Raw genomic sequence first — 18,314 nt, 5'->3', positions numbered from 1 at the left:
CCGGATCAGGAGGCGGGGGCGGCCGCGGGGGCGCCGCGCCGCGCCAGTTCCCGGCTCGGAGCGATCACGGACCGGTAGTGGTCGATGAGCTGGTCGCCCACGGCCTCCCAGGTCCGGTGCTCCACCGAGGGCCTGGCCTGGGCGGCCATGCGTCGGCGCACGTCGGTGTTGTGCGCCAGGCGGCCCACCGCGACCCGCAGTTCGCGCACCGAGTCCGAGCGGTACAGCAGGCCGTTGTGCCCGTCCGAGATCAGGTCCAGCGGACCGCCCGAGGCCGGGCCCACGGCGGGGACCCCGGCGGCCAGCGCCTCCTGCACCGCCTGGCAGAAGGTCTCGTCGGCACCGGTGTGCACGAACACGTCCAGCGAGGCGTACAGCCGCGACAGCTCCTCGCCGGTCTTCTGGCCGGTGAACACCGCATCGGGCATGTGGCGGCGCAGCCGGGCGCGCTCGGGGCCGTCGCCCACCACGACCAGCCGCACCCCGCGCAGCTTGGCCACGTGGGTCAGCAGGTGCACGCGCTTGTCCTTGGACAGGCGCCCCACGTAGCCGACGAGCACCTCGCCGTTGGGTGCGAGGCGGCGGCGCAGCTCCTCGTCGCGGTGCTCGGGGGCGAAGCGCCGGGTGTCCACACCGCGCTGCCACAAGTGCAGGCGCGGGAAGCCGTGCGAGGTCAGGTCCTCCATCGTGGGCGAGGAGGGGACGAGGGTGCGGTCGACCGCCGAGTGCACGCGGCGCAGCATCGACCACACCACCTCGGTGCGGTTCAGACCGTACCGCTGCGCGAACCCCGCCAGGTCGGTCTGGAACACCGCGACGGTCGGCAGGGCCCACCGGCGGGCCGTGTCCACGGCGGCGTTGCCGAGCAGGGCGGGCGAGGCCAGGTGCAGCACGTCGGGGGAGAAGGCGCGCACCGCCGCGGTCAGGGTGCGCCGCGCAGGCATCCCCACGTGGAAGTCCCGGTAGAAGGGCAGCGGCAGGGAGGGCATGCGGATGACCGGGAACCCCTTGTAGGAGGAGGGTCCGTGGCCCGGCGCCACGACCATGGCCTGGTGGCCGCGGGCGGCCAGCGTCTCCAGGACCCGGCACACGGAGTTGGTGACACCGTTCACCTGGGGGAGGAACGACTCGGTCACGACCGCCACGCGGAGCGGCGCCCCGTCGGAGGCGAGAGGGGTGGCCGCGGGGGTTGGGGACTGGCGCGGGGACATGAGGCGGGCTCCCAACACGAAGGGGGATGACGTCCCTCGAAACTAGGCTTCGGGGGTGAACCGTGGTTGGGTGCAGGGGGAACCCCGCCGGAAGGCGGGGCGTGGTTTCGCTGAGCGCGCGGTGACACCGCCCGCTGGCTCTGAAGGCCGCACGGTGACCCGCCGGTGGCCGGGGCCTGCCCTGCGGCAAGACGCAGACGACATGAAGGAGGCGTCCGGTGACGCTCGTGGAATGGGCGGAACTCGTCAGCGACGAGTTGGGGCTGGCCGGCACCGACGCGCTGGAGAAGAGGGATGTCGACCGCATCCTGGACCTGACGAGGGACGCCGCCCACTCCGTGGCGCGCCCCGCCGGGCCGCTCACCGTTTACCTCCTCGGTGTCGCGGTCGGCCGGGGCGCGGACCCGGAGAACGCGGCCTCCGTCCTCAGCCGGCTCGCACTCGCCCAGGCGGACGAAGGTGAGGAATCGGTGAACGTGTAGCGGACACGTGAATGTGACGCTCCCGTGACTTTCCGGTGTGAATCTGACACCACCGGTACACCGCCCCCGTGGTGGAGAACTCCGTACCCCCATCTGAGTGCGATAGGGAGATCCCCGCATGGATCAACTCATCGAGATGGCCGGCGTCGTCAGCAGCGTCATCTGGGGACCGTTCGTCCTCATCCCGCTGCTGTTCGTGGTCGGCCTCTTCCTCACCGTCCGGCTCAAGCTCATCCAGCTCCTGCGCCTGCCGCACGCCCTGTGGCTGGCCTTCGTCCGCCGCAAGGAGGACGAGTCCGTCGCCGGGGACATCTCTCACTACCAGGCCCTGAGCACGGCGCTCGCCNCCACCGTCGGTGTCGGCAACATCGGCGGCGCGGCCCTGGCCATCGGTGTCGGCGGCCCCGGCGCCCTGTTCTGGATGTGGGTCGTGGGCCTGCTCGGCATGGCCACCAAGTACAGCGAGGCCCTGCTGGGCGTCCTGTACCGCCGCACCGACGCCAAGGGCGAGCAGAGCGGCGGCCCGATGTTCTACCTCAAGTACGGCCTGCCGGGCGGCTTCGGCACCACGCTGGGCGTGGCCTTCGCCGTCTTCGGCGCCGTCGCCGCCTTCGGTATCGGCAACGGCGCCCAGGCCAATACCGTCGCCCAGCAGGTGAGCAGTGTGACCCCGCTCGCCCCGTGGGTCATCGGCCTCATCCTGATGATCGCCGCCGGTGCCGTCATCCTCGGCGGTATCAAGAGCATCGGCCGGGTGGCCTCCGCCTTCGTTCCGGTCATGATCATCGCCTACGTCGGCATCGCCCTGGTGATCCTCGTCTTCAACTGGGCGGAGATCCTCCCGGCACTCCAGCTCGTGGTCACCGACGCCTTCACCGGCACCTCCGCGGCCGGCGGCTTCGCCGGGGCGGGCGTCATGCTCGCCATCCAGCAGGGCTTCGCGCGCGGCATCTTCTCCAACGAGTCGGGCCTGGGCACCGGCGCCATCGCCGCGGCCGCGGCCAAGACTCGCCAGCCGGTCCGCCAGGCGATGGTCTCCATGACGCAGACCTTCATCGACACCCTCATCGTGGTGACCATGACCTGCCTGGTCATCATCACCACCGGGGTGTGGCAGGCCGAGGACAGCGAGGACGGCTCGCTGCTCACCTCACAGGCCATGTCCAGCGGCCTGGAGGCGATCAGTCCGGGCCTGGCCCCGCTCGGCACCTACGTCGTGGCCGCGGCCGTCGCCGTGTTCGCCTTCACCACCCTGCTCGGCTGGGCCTACTACGGCGAGCGGTGTGTGGAGTTCCTCGGCGGGCGCAGGATGGTCTTCCCCTACCGGCTGGTGTTCATCGCGGTCATCTTCGTCGGCGCGGTCGCCGACCTGGCGGACGTGTGGCTGTTCAGCGACATCGCCAACGGGCTCATGGCGCTGCCCAACCTCGTCGGACTCCTGCTGCTGTCGCCGGTCATCGTGCGGGAGACGCAGAAGTTCTTCGCCCACCCTGACTGGAGGAACCCGGACGCGCTCATGGAGGACGTGCGCGACTGAGGACCGCCTCCGAAAGGACGGAGGGGGACCGCGCCCGGCGCGGTCCCCCTCCACACGGTTCCACGCCCCGACGGCTTCGATGAGAAGTGCGTCGTCACCGTGTTCGTGCCCATGCCCTGCGGGCTTTGCTGCCGGTGGAACCGGCGTCGTCTACGTCGGCCCTCGGCTGGGAACTTCCCGGCCCTGTGGGCTTGCCTGCCCCTACCACCAGGCGTGGAAGTGGTGCACCGGGCCCTGGCCGCTGCCCGCGTCGATCTCGCCGGAGCGGCGGATGGCCTCGGTCAGGTAGGCCTTGGCGTCGGCGACGGCCGAGGCCGTGTCGGGGCGCTGCGGCAGCAGGGCGGCGATCGACGACGACAGCGTGCACCCGGTGCCGTGGGTGTTGCGGGTCGCCACCCGGGGGGCACGCAGCTCGGCTGGCTCCGCTCCGCGCGAGACGAGCACGTCGACGCTCTCCTCTCCCGCCAGGTGGCCGCCCTTGAGCAGGACGGCGCGCGGCCCCAGGTCGAGCAGCCGCTTCGCCTGGCCGTGCATCGCCGCCACGTCGGCGGCCTCCTCCTCGCCCAACAGGTCGGCGGCCTCCGGCAGGTTCGGCGTGATGAGGTCCGCGTGCGGCAGGAGCAGGGTGCGCAGCGCCTCCACGGCGGGGGCCTCCAGCAGACGGTCGCCGCTCTTGGCCACCATCACCGGGTCCACCACCACGTTGGTCAGGCCGTGCTCGGCGACCGCCTCCGCGACGGCGGCGGTGATCCCGGCGTTGGCGAGCATACCGACCTTGACGGCGTGCACGGTGGCGTCGGTGAACAGGGTGTCCATCTGCTGGGCGACGAAGTCGGCCGGGACCCCGTACACCCCGGCCACGCCGCGGGTGGACTGTGCGGTCAGCGCCGTCACCACGGACATTCCGTAGGTTCCGTGTGCGGAGAAGGCCTTGAGATCGGCCTGGATACCGGCGCCCCCGCTGGGGTCGCTGCCGGCGATGGACACGATGTTGTACGCGCTCACGTGGCGTTCCTTCGCTAGTGCAAGCTAGGGCAGGTTCGACGGGTGTGATCTCAGCCGGAGGGGAACCGGCACCCCGCGCCGTCGGGGCGCGGCGGCCCCGGAGGTGGTGTGCCCGAGGCTAGCGCACCGGGTCGGAGCTGGGCTCGGAGGCGGCGGTCTTGGCCTTGGCGCGGTGCTCGTAGACGATCGCTGCCACCACCACGGCGAAGCCGACCGCCACGAAGGCCAACGTCACCGGGACGTCGGTGGGTGCCACGACGGTACGGTCCTCGGTCTGCCAGGGCCACAGGGCGCGCAGCGATCCGGCCATGAGCCCGGTGAGGACGACCAGGGTGACGTGGTGGAAGTTCTCCAGCAGGAACTGGAGGAGCTTGACGAACAGCGACAGGCCCACGAGGGCGCCCAGTGCGAAGGCACCCATGTAGACCAGGTCCAGGTCCTTCAGCGCGTCTTTGGTGGGCACGTACAGGCCGACCGCGACCAGGATGAACGAACCGGACACCCCGGGCAGGACGAGGGCGCAGATGGCGACGGAGGCGACGAGGAAGACCACCACCGGATGGGTGGGCAGGTTCGCCCCGGGAAGCCCGGTCAGGGTGAACGACAGCGCCGCGGCGGCCAGGGCGAGGACGTAGTGCCAGCCCCGCCACGTCTTCCCCGAACCGGAGTAGGGGACCCACAGGCAGGCCAGTACCAAACCGAAGAAGAGGGCATAGGCGTACTGGGTGTACTCCTCGACCAGAGGTGCGATGAGCATCAGCGCCAGCAGCAGGGCGACCACCATGCCCGCGAGCGCGGGCAGCAGCACGTTCCAGTCCACCTGCCGGAACTGCTCCCGGGCGCGCGCCGGCCCGAGGCCGCGCGGGACGTCGGTGACCCAGCGCTTGATACCGCTGACCATGTGGCCGGCGCCGCCGATCAGTTGGTCGTAGATGCCGACCATGAGCGCGACCGTGCCGCCGCTGATCCCGGGCAGCGCCTCGGAGGTGCCCACGGCCCCGCCGCGCACCGCATTGAAGATGTAGGAGCCTGCTGATGTGGCCATCTGAGTTGTGGGGCGCGCGCCCGGACGCTCCGGGGTGTGTGCGCGCCGTCCTCCGTCCTAGGGGTGTCGCCGACCCACCCGGTAGTCGGATGAGGGCTGGCTGAAGGGGATGCCGTGCCCGGTCCGGCGTACCGGTCCGGGTGTGGTCCGAGTCTAGGACGTATCCGTTACAGGGCGGGGGCGCGGAGCGCTGTGCGGATGAGGGGGCCGTCGTCCTCTGCGGCCCTCCTGGCCACCGAGGACGCCCACCGGTAGTCCTGTTTGCCCACGGCCGTGCGCCGTACCCGGTCCACCATGTGGACGGTGCGCGGCACCTTGAAGCCGGCGAGCCGCCCCCGGCAGTGCTCTCGCAGTTCGGCGGCGCAGAGCGCGGTTCCCGGGACCGGGGCGACCAGGGCGGTCACCCGTTGGCCCAGGTGCTCGTCGGGTGCCGGGACGACGATCGCGTCCGCCACCGAGGGGTGCCCTTTGAGGACGGCCTCGACCTCCTCGGGGTAGACCTTCTCCCCTGCGGTGTTGATGACGACGCTGCCCCGGCCCAGCAGCACGACCGAACCGTCGGCGCCCAGCGTGCCGTAGTCGCCGGACAACGCCCAGCGCCGACCGTCGGGGTCGACGGGGAAGGTCCGACCGGTGGCCTCGGGGTCGTTGTAGTAGCCCAGCGGGATGCGTCCGGTGCGGGCGATGCGGCCGATGTCCGGTGAGCCGGGCGGCAGGGGCCGCAGGGACTCGTCCAGTACGGCGATACTGGCGCCCATGGTGAAGGTGCGGTGGTCCTCGGGATGGTCCGTGTTGTCGGGGCCGGTCGCTGATCCGCACGCCCCCGTCTCGGAGCCGCCGTAGGAGTCGGCCAGGGCGATGTCCTCGCGCCAAGCGCGCCACAGGGCGCGCGCCGCCGGGGTCAGCGGGGTCCCGCCCGAGCGCACCGACCTCAGGCCGGGGCACAACAGCGGCTTGGCGAGCAGGTGCAGGGCCAGGGGCCGCGCCATGGCGTCCCCGACCAGTTGGACGGCGTGGACGCCCTCCCGGTGGGCTAGGCCGACCACGCGCCCGGGGTGGAAGCTGCGGTCGGTCGAGAGCACGGTGGTTCTGCCGCTCAACAGCATGCACAGGGCGTTCCACTGGCCGGCGGCGTGCATCAGGGGGCCGAGGACCAGCAGCCGCAGGGGGGAGCTGCGCGCGGCGCGGTCGGCGACCTCCGCCGCGGTGCGGGCGCGCGGCTGGCCGGAGGGCCGCAGTTCCAGGGCCGCGTGGAAGATGTCGGCCTGTCGCCACAGCACCCCCTTGGGGTGGCCGGTGGTGCCGCCGGTGTAGAGCAGGTAGTGGTCGTCCCCCGAGGTCGGGGGCAGGGCGGACGGGTCCGCGGACGCAGCGGCGAGGGCCTCCTCGTAGCCGGTTCCGGCCGGACCGCCCGATCCGCTGCCGTCCTGGAGTAGGAGCACGTGGCGCAGGTGTGGCAGGTCCGGGCGGACGGTGTCCACCCGGACGGCCAGGGACTCCTCGGCGACCAGCGCGACCGCGTGGGATCCGGCGAGCACGTGTCGCAGTTCGCCCTCGACGTAGCGGTAGTTGACGTTCACGGGGACCGTGCCCGCGTACAGGGCGCCGAGGAAGGACTCCAGCCATTCGGCGCGGTTGAACGCCAGGACCGCGACGTGCTCCCCGGGGCGCACCCCGGCCTCCAACAGGTGTGCGGCCAGGCGCAGGGCGCGGTCGCGCAGGGCGACGAAGGACAGGCGTCGCGGTCCGGCGATGAGCGCGGTGCGGTTGGGGACCGCCTCGGTCACGGCGTCGAGGAGCCGGGGCAGAGAGAAGGGGGCGTCGGGGGACGCTGCTGTGGGCACGCCTGGCCTCCCTGGAACATGGTTGCGGGCCGTGGGGTACGGGCGTCGGCGACGTCCCGGCCCTCGGGGCGGTGCTGCTGTGTGCCGACCGTACCCCCCGCCTCCCCGGCGATGAGCGGTTGGGGTTGTGGAGCCGGTCACCAGGGGTGGAATGCCAGGTCACGCTGGGTTTCGATCCCCCTGGTCGCGGGGGTTCGGGGGACGTTCGGCGGTGGGCCCCGGACCCCGGCGGGGTGGGTGATATGAGTCACCCGTCGTGGTGTGTGCGGTGTTCCTGGGGCCTGTGGGCTCCATCCGGCCCGATCGTGGGTAAGAACCCAGGTGACAGGCGGTCAAGGGCGATCGGAGCGATCAGATGAGCCACACCCAGCACCCGGGCATCCAAGAACCCGGCGGACCCGCGCTCTCCAGCGAGGAGCACATCGAACTCGCGCGGACGCGGTCGGCGCACAACTACGCGCCCCTGCCCGTGGTGATCGCCGAGGGGCAGGGGGCCTGGGTGACCGACGTTGAGGGCCGCCGGTACCTGGACTGCCTGGCCGGGTACTCGGCCATGAACTTCGGCCACGGCAACCCGGACCTGCTGGCCGCGGCCCACCGCCAGCTCGACCGCGTGACACTCACGAGCCGGGCCTTCCACAACGACCGCTTCGGTCCCTGGGTCGAGGCCCTGGCCGACCTGGCGGGCAAGGAGCGGGTCCTGCCGATGAACACCGGTGCCGAGGCCGTGGAGACCGCTGTCAAGGTGGCCCGCAAGTGGGCCTACGAGGTCAAGGGCGTCCCCGACGGCGAGGCGACCGTCATCGTGGCCGGCGGCAACTTCCACGGCCGCACCACCACGATCGTCTCCTTCTCCTCCGACCCCGAGGCACGCGACGGCTTCGGTCCCTACACCCCCGGGTTCAGGACGGTGCCCTACGGCGACGCGCGGGCCGTCGAGGAGGCCGTCGACGCCACCACGGCGGCGGTCCTCGTCGAACCCGTGCAGGGGGAGGCGGGCGTCATCGTCCCCCCGCAGGACTACCTGCCGCGGATCAGGGAGGTCTGCGACCGTGAACGGGTGCTGTTCATCGCCGACGAGGTCCAGTCGGGCCTGGGGCGCACCGGCGCCGTCCGCGCGTGCGAGCACAGCGGTGTGGTGCCCGACGCCTACCTGTTCGGCAAGGCGCTCGGCGGAGGCATCCTCCCGGTGTCGGCGATGGTGGCCGACGAGGACGTCCTCGGGGTCATCCGCCCCGGCCAGCACGGCAGCACGTTCGGCGGCAACCCCCTCGCGGGGGCCGTGGGGCACGCGGTCACCACGATGTTGGCCGAGGGGCCCTATCTGGAGAACGCCCGCCGCCTGGGCGAGCTGCTCGCCCGCCGCCTCAAGGAGATGGTGGGTGACGGTGTCGTCGCGGCGCGCAGCATCGGGCTCTGGGCGGGGATCGACGTCGACCCCGCGCTGGGCACTGGCAGGGAGCTGTGCCTGAGGCTGGCCGAGCACGGTGTCCTGGCCAAGGACACCCACGGATCCACCGTCCGCCTGTCACCGCCGCTGGTGATCAGCGAGGAGGACCTCGACTGGGGCCTGGACCGCTTCGCCGAGGTCCTCGACGAGCTCAGGGGGCGCTAGAGGCACCGTCGGGCGGCGGGGCGGACGCCCCGTCCGAGGGTGGGGCCGTGGTCTCCGGGTCCTGCGAGGCCGCGGTTTCCGGGCGTTCCAGAGGGCCGCCGAGCTCGGCGGCCAGCAGCTCCGCGTCCACGCGGTCGAGGGTCTCCTGGGACACGAACAGCGTCCGCTCCGGTCCCTCCTCCACCTGGAGGCGCACCCGGTCGGCGATGGAGAGCTGGCCCTGGGCCGTGGGGTGGAAGCTCGCCCGGTCGATGCGCAGCCCCTGGCCCAGCTGCTCTCCGAGGACGATGCCGTTCAGCCACGACTCCTCGGCGCTGACCTCGTACCCGTTGAGCGCGGAGAAGGTGTTGACGTACTCCACGCTGCCGACCCCACGCTCCCCGTAGACGTCGCCGTCCAGCCGGTAGACGGTGTCGCGGATGCGGTCGTTGAGCCGCTGCCCGACCCCGTTCAGCCATTGCTGGTCGCTCACGGTGAGGGTGTAGTACATCCCCTCGGGGTCCTCCGGGAACAGCCGCGGGTAGCCGAGCACGAGGACGCGGGCGTCGGGCGCGCGGTCACGGATCTGGCCGATGATCTCGACCAGGTCCTCCTCGAACCGGTCCAGCCGCTCGGTGATCTCGTCCTCCTGCCCGGTGCACACACCGCTCTCGATCAGCGGCATCCGCACCATGCAGGTGCGCAGGACGGGGATGAACCCCAGGTCGTTGCCGCCGATCCCGAGGGTGACCAGGGACGTGTGCTCGGTGACCCGGTCGATCTGCGACTCGGGGGTGCCGATCTCCTCCAGCAGCTCTCGGCCCCGGTGACCGCTGCACGCGTAGAAGCCGAGGTCCCCGGCGAAGGTGAACTCCTCCGCGATCACCCGGGAGTAGGCGTGTTCGGAACGCCAACAGCCTCCCGGCTCCCCGGTCCCGGCCTCGTAGTCCCCGGCGCCGTCCCCCGAGGAGTAGGAGTCGCCCAGCGCCACGTAGTTGCCCCACAGGGCCGCCTCCTGCGGTTCCAGGACCACCCGCCCGTCGCTCACCTCGTCCTCGGTGAGGGGAGGGAGCTCCTCGATGGGGCAGACGCCCCCGGTGGACTCGCACCACAGGCGCACGAGTGCCTCGCGGCTGGTGGGCACGACCAGGGTGAAGACCAGGGCCATGGCCGCTAACGCGGCGGTGACCAGGGCGGCGCGGGCGCGGCGCCGGCCTTTCGGCCGGTCTTGTGTGGGCCTGCGACCGGGGCGGCCGAACTCGGGGGACTCCGGGACGGGGGGGTCCTCCCGGGAGGGGGGAGCGGGGGTCGAGGCTCCGTCATCACGCATTGACACGTCCGCTCACGCCTCCCGGGTCCGGACCGTCCTTGTTGCCAGCGACAGACTACCCGCACGGATCGGTCCTGGTCGGATGAGGCAGGACCGGCCCAGCGGCGGCCAATCCCGCTGGGACGGTCCCTGCCCTCCGTGCCAGGGAGGCGGTTCCCACTCTGCCGGATCCCCAGGGGGCCCGGTAGAGCGAAGTCCACAAACTTAGGTGGAAAACCTGGTGGGACCGGACTACATCCGGGACGGAGGCGGCACCGGGGAGCGCAGTGTGAACGCTCCGGGCCCGGGACCGTGCTCGCGCAGGTGTGCGGAGCGCCGCAGTGCCTCACGGCCGGTGACCTCGTTGGCGCGGGCCCACCACAGGGTGCGCTCCACGGTCGGGGACACCCCGGTCCGCTCGCGGAAGGCCAGGAGGTCGGTGTGCGCGGCCGTCACGAAGTCCCGCAGCCCCACCGGTGACGTCCATAGGGCCACGGTGCGATGTCCGTCGTCCCGGTCCTCGGTGTGGACCTCGCCCAGGGAGTCGGGGTGGCCCTGGGCACGGTCCCGCAGCGCCCGGGTGAGGAGGGCCAGCGCGCCGCGGTGGTCCGCGTCCGCGGACACGGTGAGCGCCTCGGCCAGAACGGTCGGCCCGCGCTCTCCGGTCCGCGGTGTGGGCAGGCTGGCGGGGAAGGGCGGAGTGGTGGTGTCGAGGGTGTTCCGCCAGGGGGTCTGGGTCCGCATCGAAGGCTCCGCATAACAGTGGACTGCGACAAAGGGTCCACTTTGGCTCTGGTGGACCTCGTCTTTCAGGTGCCATTCTGGTGGGGGGCGTGCCCGTGCAGTAGATCCAATGGAGCGAAAAATGGACCCTTCTCGGACGGTGGCCTCCCTCGTCGACCATCTCGGCGCCTGGACGGTCGGGGACGGGCCGCTCTACCGGCGGCTCGCCACGGGCCTGCGCGGCCTGGTCGGCCAGGGCACGCTCACGGCGGGCGAGCGACTGCCCTCCGAACGGGCGCTCGCCACGGCCCTGCGTGTCAGCCGAACCACGGTCGTGGCCGCCTACGACGCCCTGCGCTCGGACGGCGTCCTCGATAGCAGGCGGGGCAGTGGAACCAGGGTCAGCGCCAGCGTCGGCCCGGTGCGCTCCGACGGCTGGGTGCCCGGCAGCCACGCCAACCCCATGTACCAGAACCTGCTGCGTGACACCCCGAAGGTCATCTCCGTGGCCTGCCTGCGCACACCGGCACTGGAGGCCGTGGCGGAGGCCGTGCGCGAGGTCGTGCACCACGACCTGCCCGCCCTCATGGCCGACGACACCTACCACCCGCGCGGTCTGCCGGTGCTGCGCGAGGCCGTCGCCGACCACTACACCAGCCGGGGGCTGCCGACCACACCCGACCAGATCGTGGTCACGACCGGGGCACACCAGGCGGTCGTCCTCGTCTCCCAGCTCTACCTGCGGGAGGGCTCACCCGTGGTCACGGAGGACCCCGGTTTCGCGGGCTGTCTGGACCTCATGCGCGACCGCGGCGCGTGCTTCCACCCCGTTTCCCTGGACGGTCAGGGCATCGACGCCAACGGTGTCCGCCGGGCTGTCGCCGAGCATGCCCCCCACCTGATCTACACCATGCCCTCGTACCACAACCCGACGGGCGTGCTCATGTCGGCGGCCCGCCGCCGTGAACTAGGCGAGCTGTCGGCCAGGTACGGCATACCGATCCTGGAGGACAACGCCTACACCGGCATGCGCGCCCCGGACGAGCCCCCGCCGATCGCCGCCCACGCCCCCAGGGAAGCCGAGGTGATCACGGTCGACTCGCTGTCCAAGGTGGGGTGGGCGGGCATCCGCCTGGGCTGGCTGCGGGCGCCCACGGAGATTGCGATGCGGCTGAGCCGCCGCAAGGTCCTGGCCGACCTGGGCAGTCCCCTGCTGGACCAGGCCGTGGCCGTGCGGCTGCTGCGCGGCTACGACGCGCTCGCCGCCCGGCGCTCGGAGCAGCTGACGGAGGCGCTCGACCGGACGGAGCGCCTGCTGCGCGCCTCCGTGCCCTCCTGGGAGTGGGAGCGGCCCGCGGGCGGGGGAGCCCTGTGGATCCGGATGCCCGGGGCGGACGCCCGGGAGTTCGCCCAGGTCGCCCTCTCCCACGGGGTCGAGATCATGGCGGGTCCGGTGATGACCTCCAGCGGCGGGGAGCGGTTCGCCGAGTACATCCGGCTGCCCTTCGCCTACGACGAGCAGACCCTGGAGGAGTTGGTGCGGAGGCTGAGCCGTGCCTGGCGCGAACTCGACCGCCACGGCCCCGCTGTGGCCGACCCCGCGCGTGTCGTGGTCTGAACGGCCCGCGACAGGGGCGGGGGCGGCCTCCCTGGTGGGGAGGCCGCCCCCGACACGTACACACCGCACCCGTTTCCGAGAGGGACCGGGTTGCGCCGCCGGGCGTCCTTTGAGGGCGGTGGCGGGCGACGGTCCAGGATCGGGTTGCGCCGCCGGGCGTCCTTTGAGGGCGGTGGCGGGCGACGGTCCAGGATCGGGTTGCGCCGCCGGGCGTCCTTTGAGGGCGGTGGCGGGCGACGGTCCAGGATCGGGTTGCGCCGCCGGGCGTCCTTTGAGGGCGGTGGCGGGCGACGGGTGGGCCGATGCGCAAGCCCTAGAAGCTGACTGCGCGGGCCTTGGCGAAGCGCTCCTGGACGTCGGCCCAGTTGACCACGTTCCAGAACGCCTTGACGTAGTCCGCCTTCACGTTCTTGTACTGGAGGTAGAAGGCGTGCTCCCACATGTCCAGCATCAGCAGCGGGACCGTGCTGTGGGGGATGTTGGCCTGCTGGTCGTAGAGCTGCTCGATGATGAGCCGCTGGCCCAGCGGCTCGTAGGCGAGGATGGCCCAGCCCGACCCCTGGATGCTGTTGGCCGCCGCGCCGAAGTGGGCGCGGAAGGCGTCGAAGGAGCCGAACTGGTCGTCGATGGCGGCACCCACTTCGCCCTCGGGCTTGTCCCCGCCGTCGGCGGAGAGGTTCTGCCAGAAGATGGAGTGGTTGACGTGCCCGCCCAGGTGGAAGGCCAGGTTCTTCTCCAGCATCGGGATGGTGCCGAAGTCGTTCTTCTCCCGGGCCTCCGCCATCTTCTCCAGGGCGGTGTTGGCACCGGCCACGTAGGCGGCATGGTGCTTGGAGTGGTGAAGCTCCATGATCTCACCCGAGATCCACGGCTCCAGGGCCGCGTAGTCGTAGGACAGCTCGGGCAGCGAGTATGGCGCAGACATCTCTACGCACCTTTCCAGTGACGCGATTCGTCGTGGTTACCAGCGATGGGATCGCTAGGCAGCAAGCTATCAGCCGAGCGGCCGCAGGCCCCAGGCCAGGCTCTTCACATGCCGGAGCGGGAATAAACCTTGCCGGACGGGGGCCCTGGCGCACAGGGCGGCGCCGTCGGCTGTGAGCGGGCGTGCGGGCAGTGGTCCGGCGGGGAGACGGGTGCCGGTTGTGTCCTTTTCGTCAGGGGAATTGTGAACGCTCCGGGATCCGCGTATTCCCCACTCCCACACGCCTCCGAAGGATCTTTGGAACAGCGGTTCCTTTCCGTGCGCCCGGGGGCGGGAACGGACACCGATACCAGTGCCGTGCCGAGCGGACCCCGCCGTACGCTTCGGGGAATATCGGGCATCCGATAGGAGAAGGTGAGGTGAGGGGTGCGTGAACACTCGGATCTTCGCGCCGCGGTCCGCTTTCGATTCCCCCACAGGTGGGCACGGGTGTCCTTTTGACCCGTTAGTGTCACAACCATTGTCCCTCCTCCCTCCGGTACCGAAGGAATGCCTGCCAGTCAGACCGGTTCGGGTAGAAAAGAACCCTCACCGGGCCCGTGTCGCCCCACCCCCTCGCCAGCATCAGAAATCCGTGGAGGTCGTCGCCATGCGCGCCGTACTACGCCGCCGATCGTTCCTGTTCGCCGCAGCCGCCGCGGTCGTCGCGGTCGTGGTGGCAGCCCCGACGGCCCTGGCGCTTCTCGGCCCGGCCAGTCCGGTCGAGGCGCTCCTGCTCGCGGCGACGGCCCTGGTCGGTGCCCTGGTGGCCGCACTGGGGCTTGCGGTCCTCCGCCTCCAGCGCGCCGTGGCCAGCGTGCCCGCCGCCCTCGACCGGCACACCCGCCTCGTCACCGAGGCCTTGGGCAGGGACCGCCTGGAGATCACCCGCTCCCTGAACACGGTCTCCCACCGCCTCCCCGGCCCCTCCTTCCCCCGACAGCTCCGTGAGATCGTCGCCGCCCAGGGCCGCGACGACTACGAACAGCAGGTCGCCTGGACCGAGCTGCGCGAGTGGCTGGACACCGCGCCCTTCATGCCGTCCCTGCGCGGATGGGCCGCCTCCCCCGACGTCCTGAGGACCCTGGTCCGCCACATCGACCGGCTCCGCCCCGAACTCGTCGTGGAACTCGGCAGCGGCGCCTCCAGTGTCTGGATCGGATACGCGCTGCGGCGTGCGGGCCGCGGACGGCTCGTCGCGATCGACCACGACGCCGCCTACGCCGAACTCACCCGGGAGATGGTCGCCGCGCACGGTCTGGGCGACGTCGTCGAGGTCCGTCACGCCCCCCTGACCGAGATCGAGGCCACCGAGGTCGAGATCGGCGGTGAGACGGTCCGGACCGCCGACCTCTGGTACGACTCCGCGCCCCTGGCCGACCTGGAGGGCATCGGCCTGGTCTTCGTCGACGGACCCCCCAAGCCGACCGGCCGCCTGGTCCGCTACCCCGCCGTCCCGGTGCTCCTGCCGCGCTGCCGGGAGGACGCCGTCATCGTCCTGGACGACGCCGACCGCGTCGACGAGCGTGCCGCCGGAGACCGCTGGCTCGCCGAGCACCCCGAGCTCAGGCGCACCGAGGAACCGACGGAGAAGGGCACCCACGTGTTCAGCCGCAAGGGTGCCTGACCTCCTCGCCCCGCCCATCCACCCATCGCCGAGGACACCGATGATCACCACCGTTCTCCGGAACGCCCTGCGCACACGCGGCCCCGAAGCCGCCGTGCTGTGCCACGCGGGCGCGCACGACACCGCGCGTGCTCCCCTGACCGGACTGCCGTTGCGGTCGGGCGACCGCCTCGTGGACCTGGACACCCATCCCATGGGTGAGCAGGTCCTGGAGGGCGATCCGGAGACGACGGAGGCCGGGCTGGTGGCGGTCGTGGCCGCCACCGCCACCGACCTGAACCGGGCGCTGACCGTGAGCACGCACCTTCCCAGGGCCGTGCACGTGGTCGTCGCCCTGGTGTCCACACCCGGCCACCAGGACCCGCCCATCCCGGCCTCCCCGGGGCTGGGACAGTGGCGTGACATCCAAGAGGTGCGCGTGCGCCGCATGGAGGACCGGGGGTGGCTGTGCGAACTGTTCTTCCCCAATGCGGTCGACACGCCCGAAGCGCTCGACGCGGTCATGCACGGCACCCGGGGGCGCAGGCGCGCCCCCGCACTCGGTCCGCTGGCCGCACTGCACGGGGCCGAGGGCGCACTGTGGCGGCCGGGTGACATCAAGGCCGTAGGCGTACCGGCGGAGGGCCCTGTCCCGTTGCGCAGGGTCAGCCCCAGGGCCGACCTGGCACTGAGGCTGGGCGGCGAGGAGGTACTGCCCGAGTGGTCGGACCCTGCTCCGGCCCTGGGGCGGGCCACCACCGGTACCGATGCCTGGGAGCGGATCGCCGCACCCGGCGGCCACGCGCGCGCCCGCACGGTCGACGCCGCTGTTCGGGAAGCCGGTGACGAAGTGGTGCACACGGTCGCGCCCATCGACGAGCTCACCGTCAACCCCGTGGGGTTCACCAAGCGCACCGGAGCGGCCATGGCCGATCTCACGGTCGGGGACGGGCGTGCCGTGGTGCGCCAGGGCGGCAAGGACCTGGTGGTCGTGCCGGCCGACGGCACCGTCACCGATGTCGACCTCTCACGCCTGCGCTCCTTGCGGGGCGTTCGGGTGGACTGGTCCGGGCACACCGGCCCGGCCTCCGCCGTGCGGGCGGTGGCCTCGTTGGCCGCGGGCGGGGTGCCGCTGGTGAGCGGTCCCGTTCCCGGCTGGGCCGCCGCCCTCGGTCGTCCTCTCACCGAGGCCCTGCTCTCGGCTGAGGAACGCGACCTGGCTCATCTGCTGACGCGGGAGGAGCACAGTGTCCGGTTGCGGCGGGCCGCCCTGGACACGCACGGTCTGCGCGCACGGTGGCGGGCGATGGCGGTCCAGGCCGGTCTGCCCGTGCCCGCCGAGCCGACGGTGTCGGTGATCCTGTGCACTCGGCGGCCGGAGATGGTGGGGTTCGCGCTGGCTCAGATCGCCCGCCAGCGCGGGGTGGACGTCGAGGTGGTGCTCACCTTGCACGGCTTCCCCGCCTCGTTGCCGGAAGTCGCCCCTGCCCTCGCCGGGTTCCAAGCCACGGGGCTGCCGGTCACGGTCCACGAGGCGCCCGCCGACCAGATCTTCGGTGCCGTGCTCAACGACACCGTGGCCAGGGCATCCGGTGACCTCATCGCCAAGTGGGACGACGACGACTGGTACGGCCCCGACCACCTCTCCGACCTATTGCTGGCCCGGACCTACTCCGGGGCCGAGCTCATCGGCTGCTCACAGGACTTCGTCTACCTCCAAGAGGTCGACCGGACGGTCATGCGTCGCCAGGAGTCCGAACGGTCGGGCCGCTTCATCGCCGGAGGTACGATCCTCACCGACCGCGTGGTGCTGGAGGAGACCGGGGGGTTCCGTCCGCTGCCCCGTGCCATCGACAGCCAGCTTCTGCTCGCTGTCGTTCAGGGCGGGGGCCGTATCCACCGCACGCACGGGCTCGGGTACGTGCTGCGCCGCACGGGTGGTGGGCACACCTGGTCGGAGGACATCGCCTACTTCCTGCGCAACACCGATCACCAGTGGTCCGGCTGGCACCCGAGCGCCCTTCTGGAGGGTGAACCGGTCCCCTTCGGCCAGCCCGCCAACGAACACACGGGAGACATGCGTTGACCACTCTGGACACCGGCCGGGAAGCGGCTGGCGACGGCGACCCGCGAGCAGCGGCACCCCTTCCCTGCGGACGGGTCGACTATGCCGGACAGCCTCGTGTCAGGGGTAATGATTATTCGGTGCTTGAGCCGCCTGTTCTGGGTGGGTGGACGCCGGTGCTGTCGGTGAGTGTGGTGATTCCGGCGCACGGGCACCAGGAGAAGTTGGATCTGGTGTTGGCGGCGTTGGCGGGGCAGAGCTATCCGGGGCATCTGATGGAGGTGGTGGTGGTCGATGACGGTTCTCCGGAGCCGTTGGTGCTGCCGCAGGTGTGTCCGGAGAACACGCGGCTGATCTCTTCCGGTCCGGGGGGGTGGGGTTCGGCGCACGCGGTGAACTGCGGTGTGGCGGTCTCTTCGGGGCAGGTGGTGCTGCGGTTGGACGCGGACATGGTGGTGTACCGCGAGCATGTGGAGTCGCAGATGCGCTGGCATCACCTGGTGGACTACGGGGTGGTGCTGGGGCACAAGCTGTTCGTGGACTTCGTTCCCGGTGCGATGACGCCTGAGCACGTGCAGGCCGAGGTGGCCGAGGGTCGGGCGGACACCTTGTTCGATCGGGAGAGCGCCAATCCGCACTGGGTGGAGAAGACCATCGACCGGCAGGACAAGTTGAGGTCCGCTGCCTCGCAGGCCTACAAGGTGTTCGTGGGGGCGACGGGGTCGCTGCACCGGGATCTGTTCGAGGCGGCGGGGCGGATGGATCCGGGCATGGTGCTGGGTGGGGACACCGAGTTCGGGTACCGGTTGTCGCAGCAGGGTGCGGTGTTCGTTCCGGATCTGGACACGAGCAGTTGGCACCTGGGCAGTTCACAGATGCAGTCCCGCAGGGAGGAGGGCAAGCGCTACCGTCTCCCCTACGTGGCCAACCGGGTGCCCGACTACGGGCCGCGCCGTGAGCGTCCCGGACGTGTCTGGGAGGTGCCGTTGGTCGATGTGGTCCTGGACGTGGAGGGCCGCGCTCTGGAGGAGGTCGAGGCTACGGTTTCGGCTCTGTTGGGCGGGAGCACTCCGGATCTGCGGCTGTGGTTGGTGGGTCCGTGGGGGGAGTTGGACGGGGGGCGCAGGTCTCCGCTGGACGAGGAGTGGTTGGATCTGCGGCTGGTGGGGGAGACCTTCCGGGGTGATCGGCGGGTGCGCTTGGTTGGGGAGGTTCCGGAGGAGGACCCGCGCGTTCCGTTCCGTCTCCATGTTCCCGTGGGCGCGAGACCTGCTGTCACTGCCGTCGCCGACCTGGTGAGGGAGGCCGACA

Annotated in this window: 14 protein-coding genes and 1 riboswitch; of the genes, 7 read left to right on the top strand and 7 right to left on the bottom strand. The window is 71.5% G+C overall.

The genetic code is table 11. The features are described 5' to 3' along the window. Nucleotides 1-5: 5 nt before the first annotated feature. A complete protein-coding gene (locus B042_RS23175; protein WP_036554999.1) occupies nucleotides 6-1,211 on the bottom strand; it encodes a glycosyltransferase family 1 protein in 1,206 nt (401 codons plus the stop codon). A gap of 218 nt (nucleotides 1,212-1,429) precedes the next feature. Here B042_RS23175 and B042_RS0113730 point away from each other — a divergent pair, with 218 nt between their 5' ends. Both B042_RS0113730 and B042_RS0113725 read left to right on the top strand, forming a co-directional pair. Next, nucleotides 1,430-1,693 (top strand): DUF6457 domain-containing protein, encoded by a 264-nt coding sequence (locus tag B042_RS0113730; protein ID WP_028648782.1) that lies wholly within the window; start codon nucleotides 1,430-1,432, stop codon nucleotides 1,691-1,693. Between the two features lie 118 nt (nucleotides 1,694-1,811). After that, a complete protein-coding gene (locus B042_RS0113725) occupies nucleotides 1,812-3,230 on the top strand; it encodes a sodium:alanine symporter family protein (RefSeq protein ID WP_028648781.1) in 1,419 nt (472 codons plus the stop codon). A 201-nt stretch (nucleotides 3,231-3,431) separates the two neighbouring features. Here B042_RS0113725 and thiD read toward each other — a convergent pair whose 3' ends face one another. From thiD to B042_RS0113710, 3 genes are all read right to left on the bottom strand, one after another. Next, complete coding sequence (gene thiD / locus B042_RS0113720; RefSeq protein WP_028648780.1) at nucleotides 3,432-4,235, bottom strand: bifunctional hydroxymethylpyrimidine kinase/phosphomethylpyrimidine kinase; 804 nt, start codon at nucleotides 4,233-4,235, stop codon at nucleotides 3,432-3,434. Beyond that, nucleotides 4,225-4,321: riboswitch (TPP riboswitch) on the bottom strand. It overlaps the preceding gene by 11 nt. A 32-nt stretch (nucleotides 4,322-4,353) precedes the next feature. Continuing rightward, nucleotides 4,354-5,280: a DUF368 domain-containing protein gene (locus B042_RS0113715; RefSeq protein ID WP_028648779.1), complete on the bottom strand. Its 927-nt coding sequence runs from the start codon at nucleotides 5,278-5,280 to the stop codon at nucleotides 4,354-4,356. Between the two features lie 167 nt (nucleotides 5,281-5,447). Beyond that, complete coding sequence (locus B042_RS0113710) at nucleotides 5,448-7,124, bottom strand: acyl-CoA synthetase (RefSeq protein WP_028648778.1); 1,677 nt, start codon at nucleotides 7,122-7,124, stop codon at nucleotides 5,448-5,450. Between the two features lie 355 nt (nucleotides 7,125-7,479). On the opposite strand from B042_RS0113710, the gene rocD reads away from it, so the two are divergent. Further along, nucleotides 7,480-8,739 carry an ornithine--oxo-acid transaminase gene (rocD, locus tag B042_RS0113705; protein WP_028648777.1) on the top strand — a complete coding sequence of 420 codons (1,260 nt, stop codon included), beginning with the start codon at nucleotides 7,480-7,482 and terminating at the stop codon, nucleotides 8,737-8,739. On the opposite strand, the gene B042_RS23170 is transcribed toward rocD, so the two are convergent. Both B042_RS23170 and B042_RS0113695 read right to left on the bottom strand, forming a co-directional pair. Beyond that, nucleotides 8,726-10,048, bottom strand: a complete 1,323-nt coding sequence (locus B042_RS23170; RefSeq protein WP_081748781.1) for an SGNH/GDSL hydrolase family protein — start codon at nucleotides 10,046-10,048, stop codon at nucleotides 8,726-8,728. The two genes, rocD and B042_RS23170, sit on opposite strands and share 14 nt — an antisense overlap. Nucleotides 10,049-10,279: 231 nt before the next feature. Then, nucleotides 10,280-10,771, bottom strand: a complete 492-nt coding sequence (locus B042_RS0113695; RefSeq protein WP_028648776.1) for a DUF3291 domain-containing protein — start codon at nucleotides 10,769-10,771, stop codon at nucleotides 10,280-10,282. Between the two features lie 121 nt (nucleotides 10,772-10,892). Here B042_RS0113695 and B042_RS0113690 point away from each other — a divergent pair, with 121 nt between their 5' ends. Beyond that, a complete protein-coding gene (locus B042_RS0113690) occupies nucleotides 10,893-12,368 on the top strand; it encodes a PLP-dependent aminotransferase family protein (RefSeq protein WP_028648775.1) in 1,476 nt (491 codons plus the stop codon). 313 nt (nucleotides 12,369-12,681) lie between these two features. Here the strand turns inward: B042_RS0113690 and B042_RS0113685 are convergent, their stop codons facing one another. Then, on the bottom strand, nucleotides 12,682-13,293 hold the full coding sequence (locus B042_RS0113685; RefSeq protein WP_028648774.1) for a superoxide dismutase: 612 nt from the start codon (nucleotides 13,291-13,293) through the stop codon (nucleotides 12,682-12,684). Between the two features lie 649 nt (nucleotides 13,294-13,942). Here B042_RS0113685 and B042_RS0113680 point away from each other — a divergent pair. The 3 genes from B042_RS0113680 to B042_RS23165 form a co-directional block, all read left to right on the top strand. Beyond that, a complete protein-coding gene (locus tag B042_RS0113680; protein ID WP_028648773.1) occupies nucleotides 13,943-14,959 on the top strand; it encodes an O-methyltransferase in 1,017 nt (338 codons plus the stop codon). Nucleotides 14,960-14,999: 40 nt separating this feature from the next. Then, a complete protein-coding gene (locus tag B042_RS0113675; protein ID WP_028648772.1) occupies nucleotides 15,000-17,024 on the top strand; it encodes a glycosyltransferase in 2,025 nt (674 codons plus the stop codon). Continuing rightward, a partial coding sequence (locus B042_RS23165; protein ID WP_036555007.1) for a glycosyltransferase family 2 protein occupies nucleotides 17,021-18,314 on the top strand: 1,294 nt, incomplete at its 3' end. The genes B042_RS0113675 and B042_RS23165, both read left to right, overlap by 4 nt.

Source organism: Nocardiopsis sp. CNT312 (assembly GCF_000515115.1).
Classification (GTDB): domain Bacteria; phylum Actinomycetota; class Actinomycetes; order Streptosporangiales; family Streptosporangiaceae; genus Nocardiopsis.
This window is presented reverse-complemented; position numbering and strand designations above follow the sequence as displayed.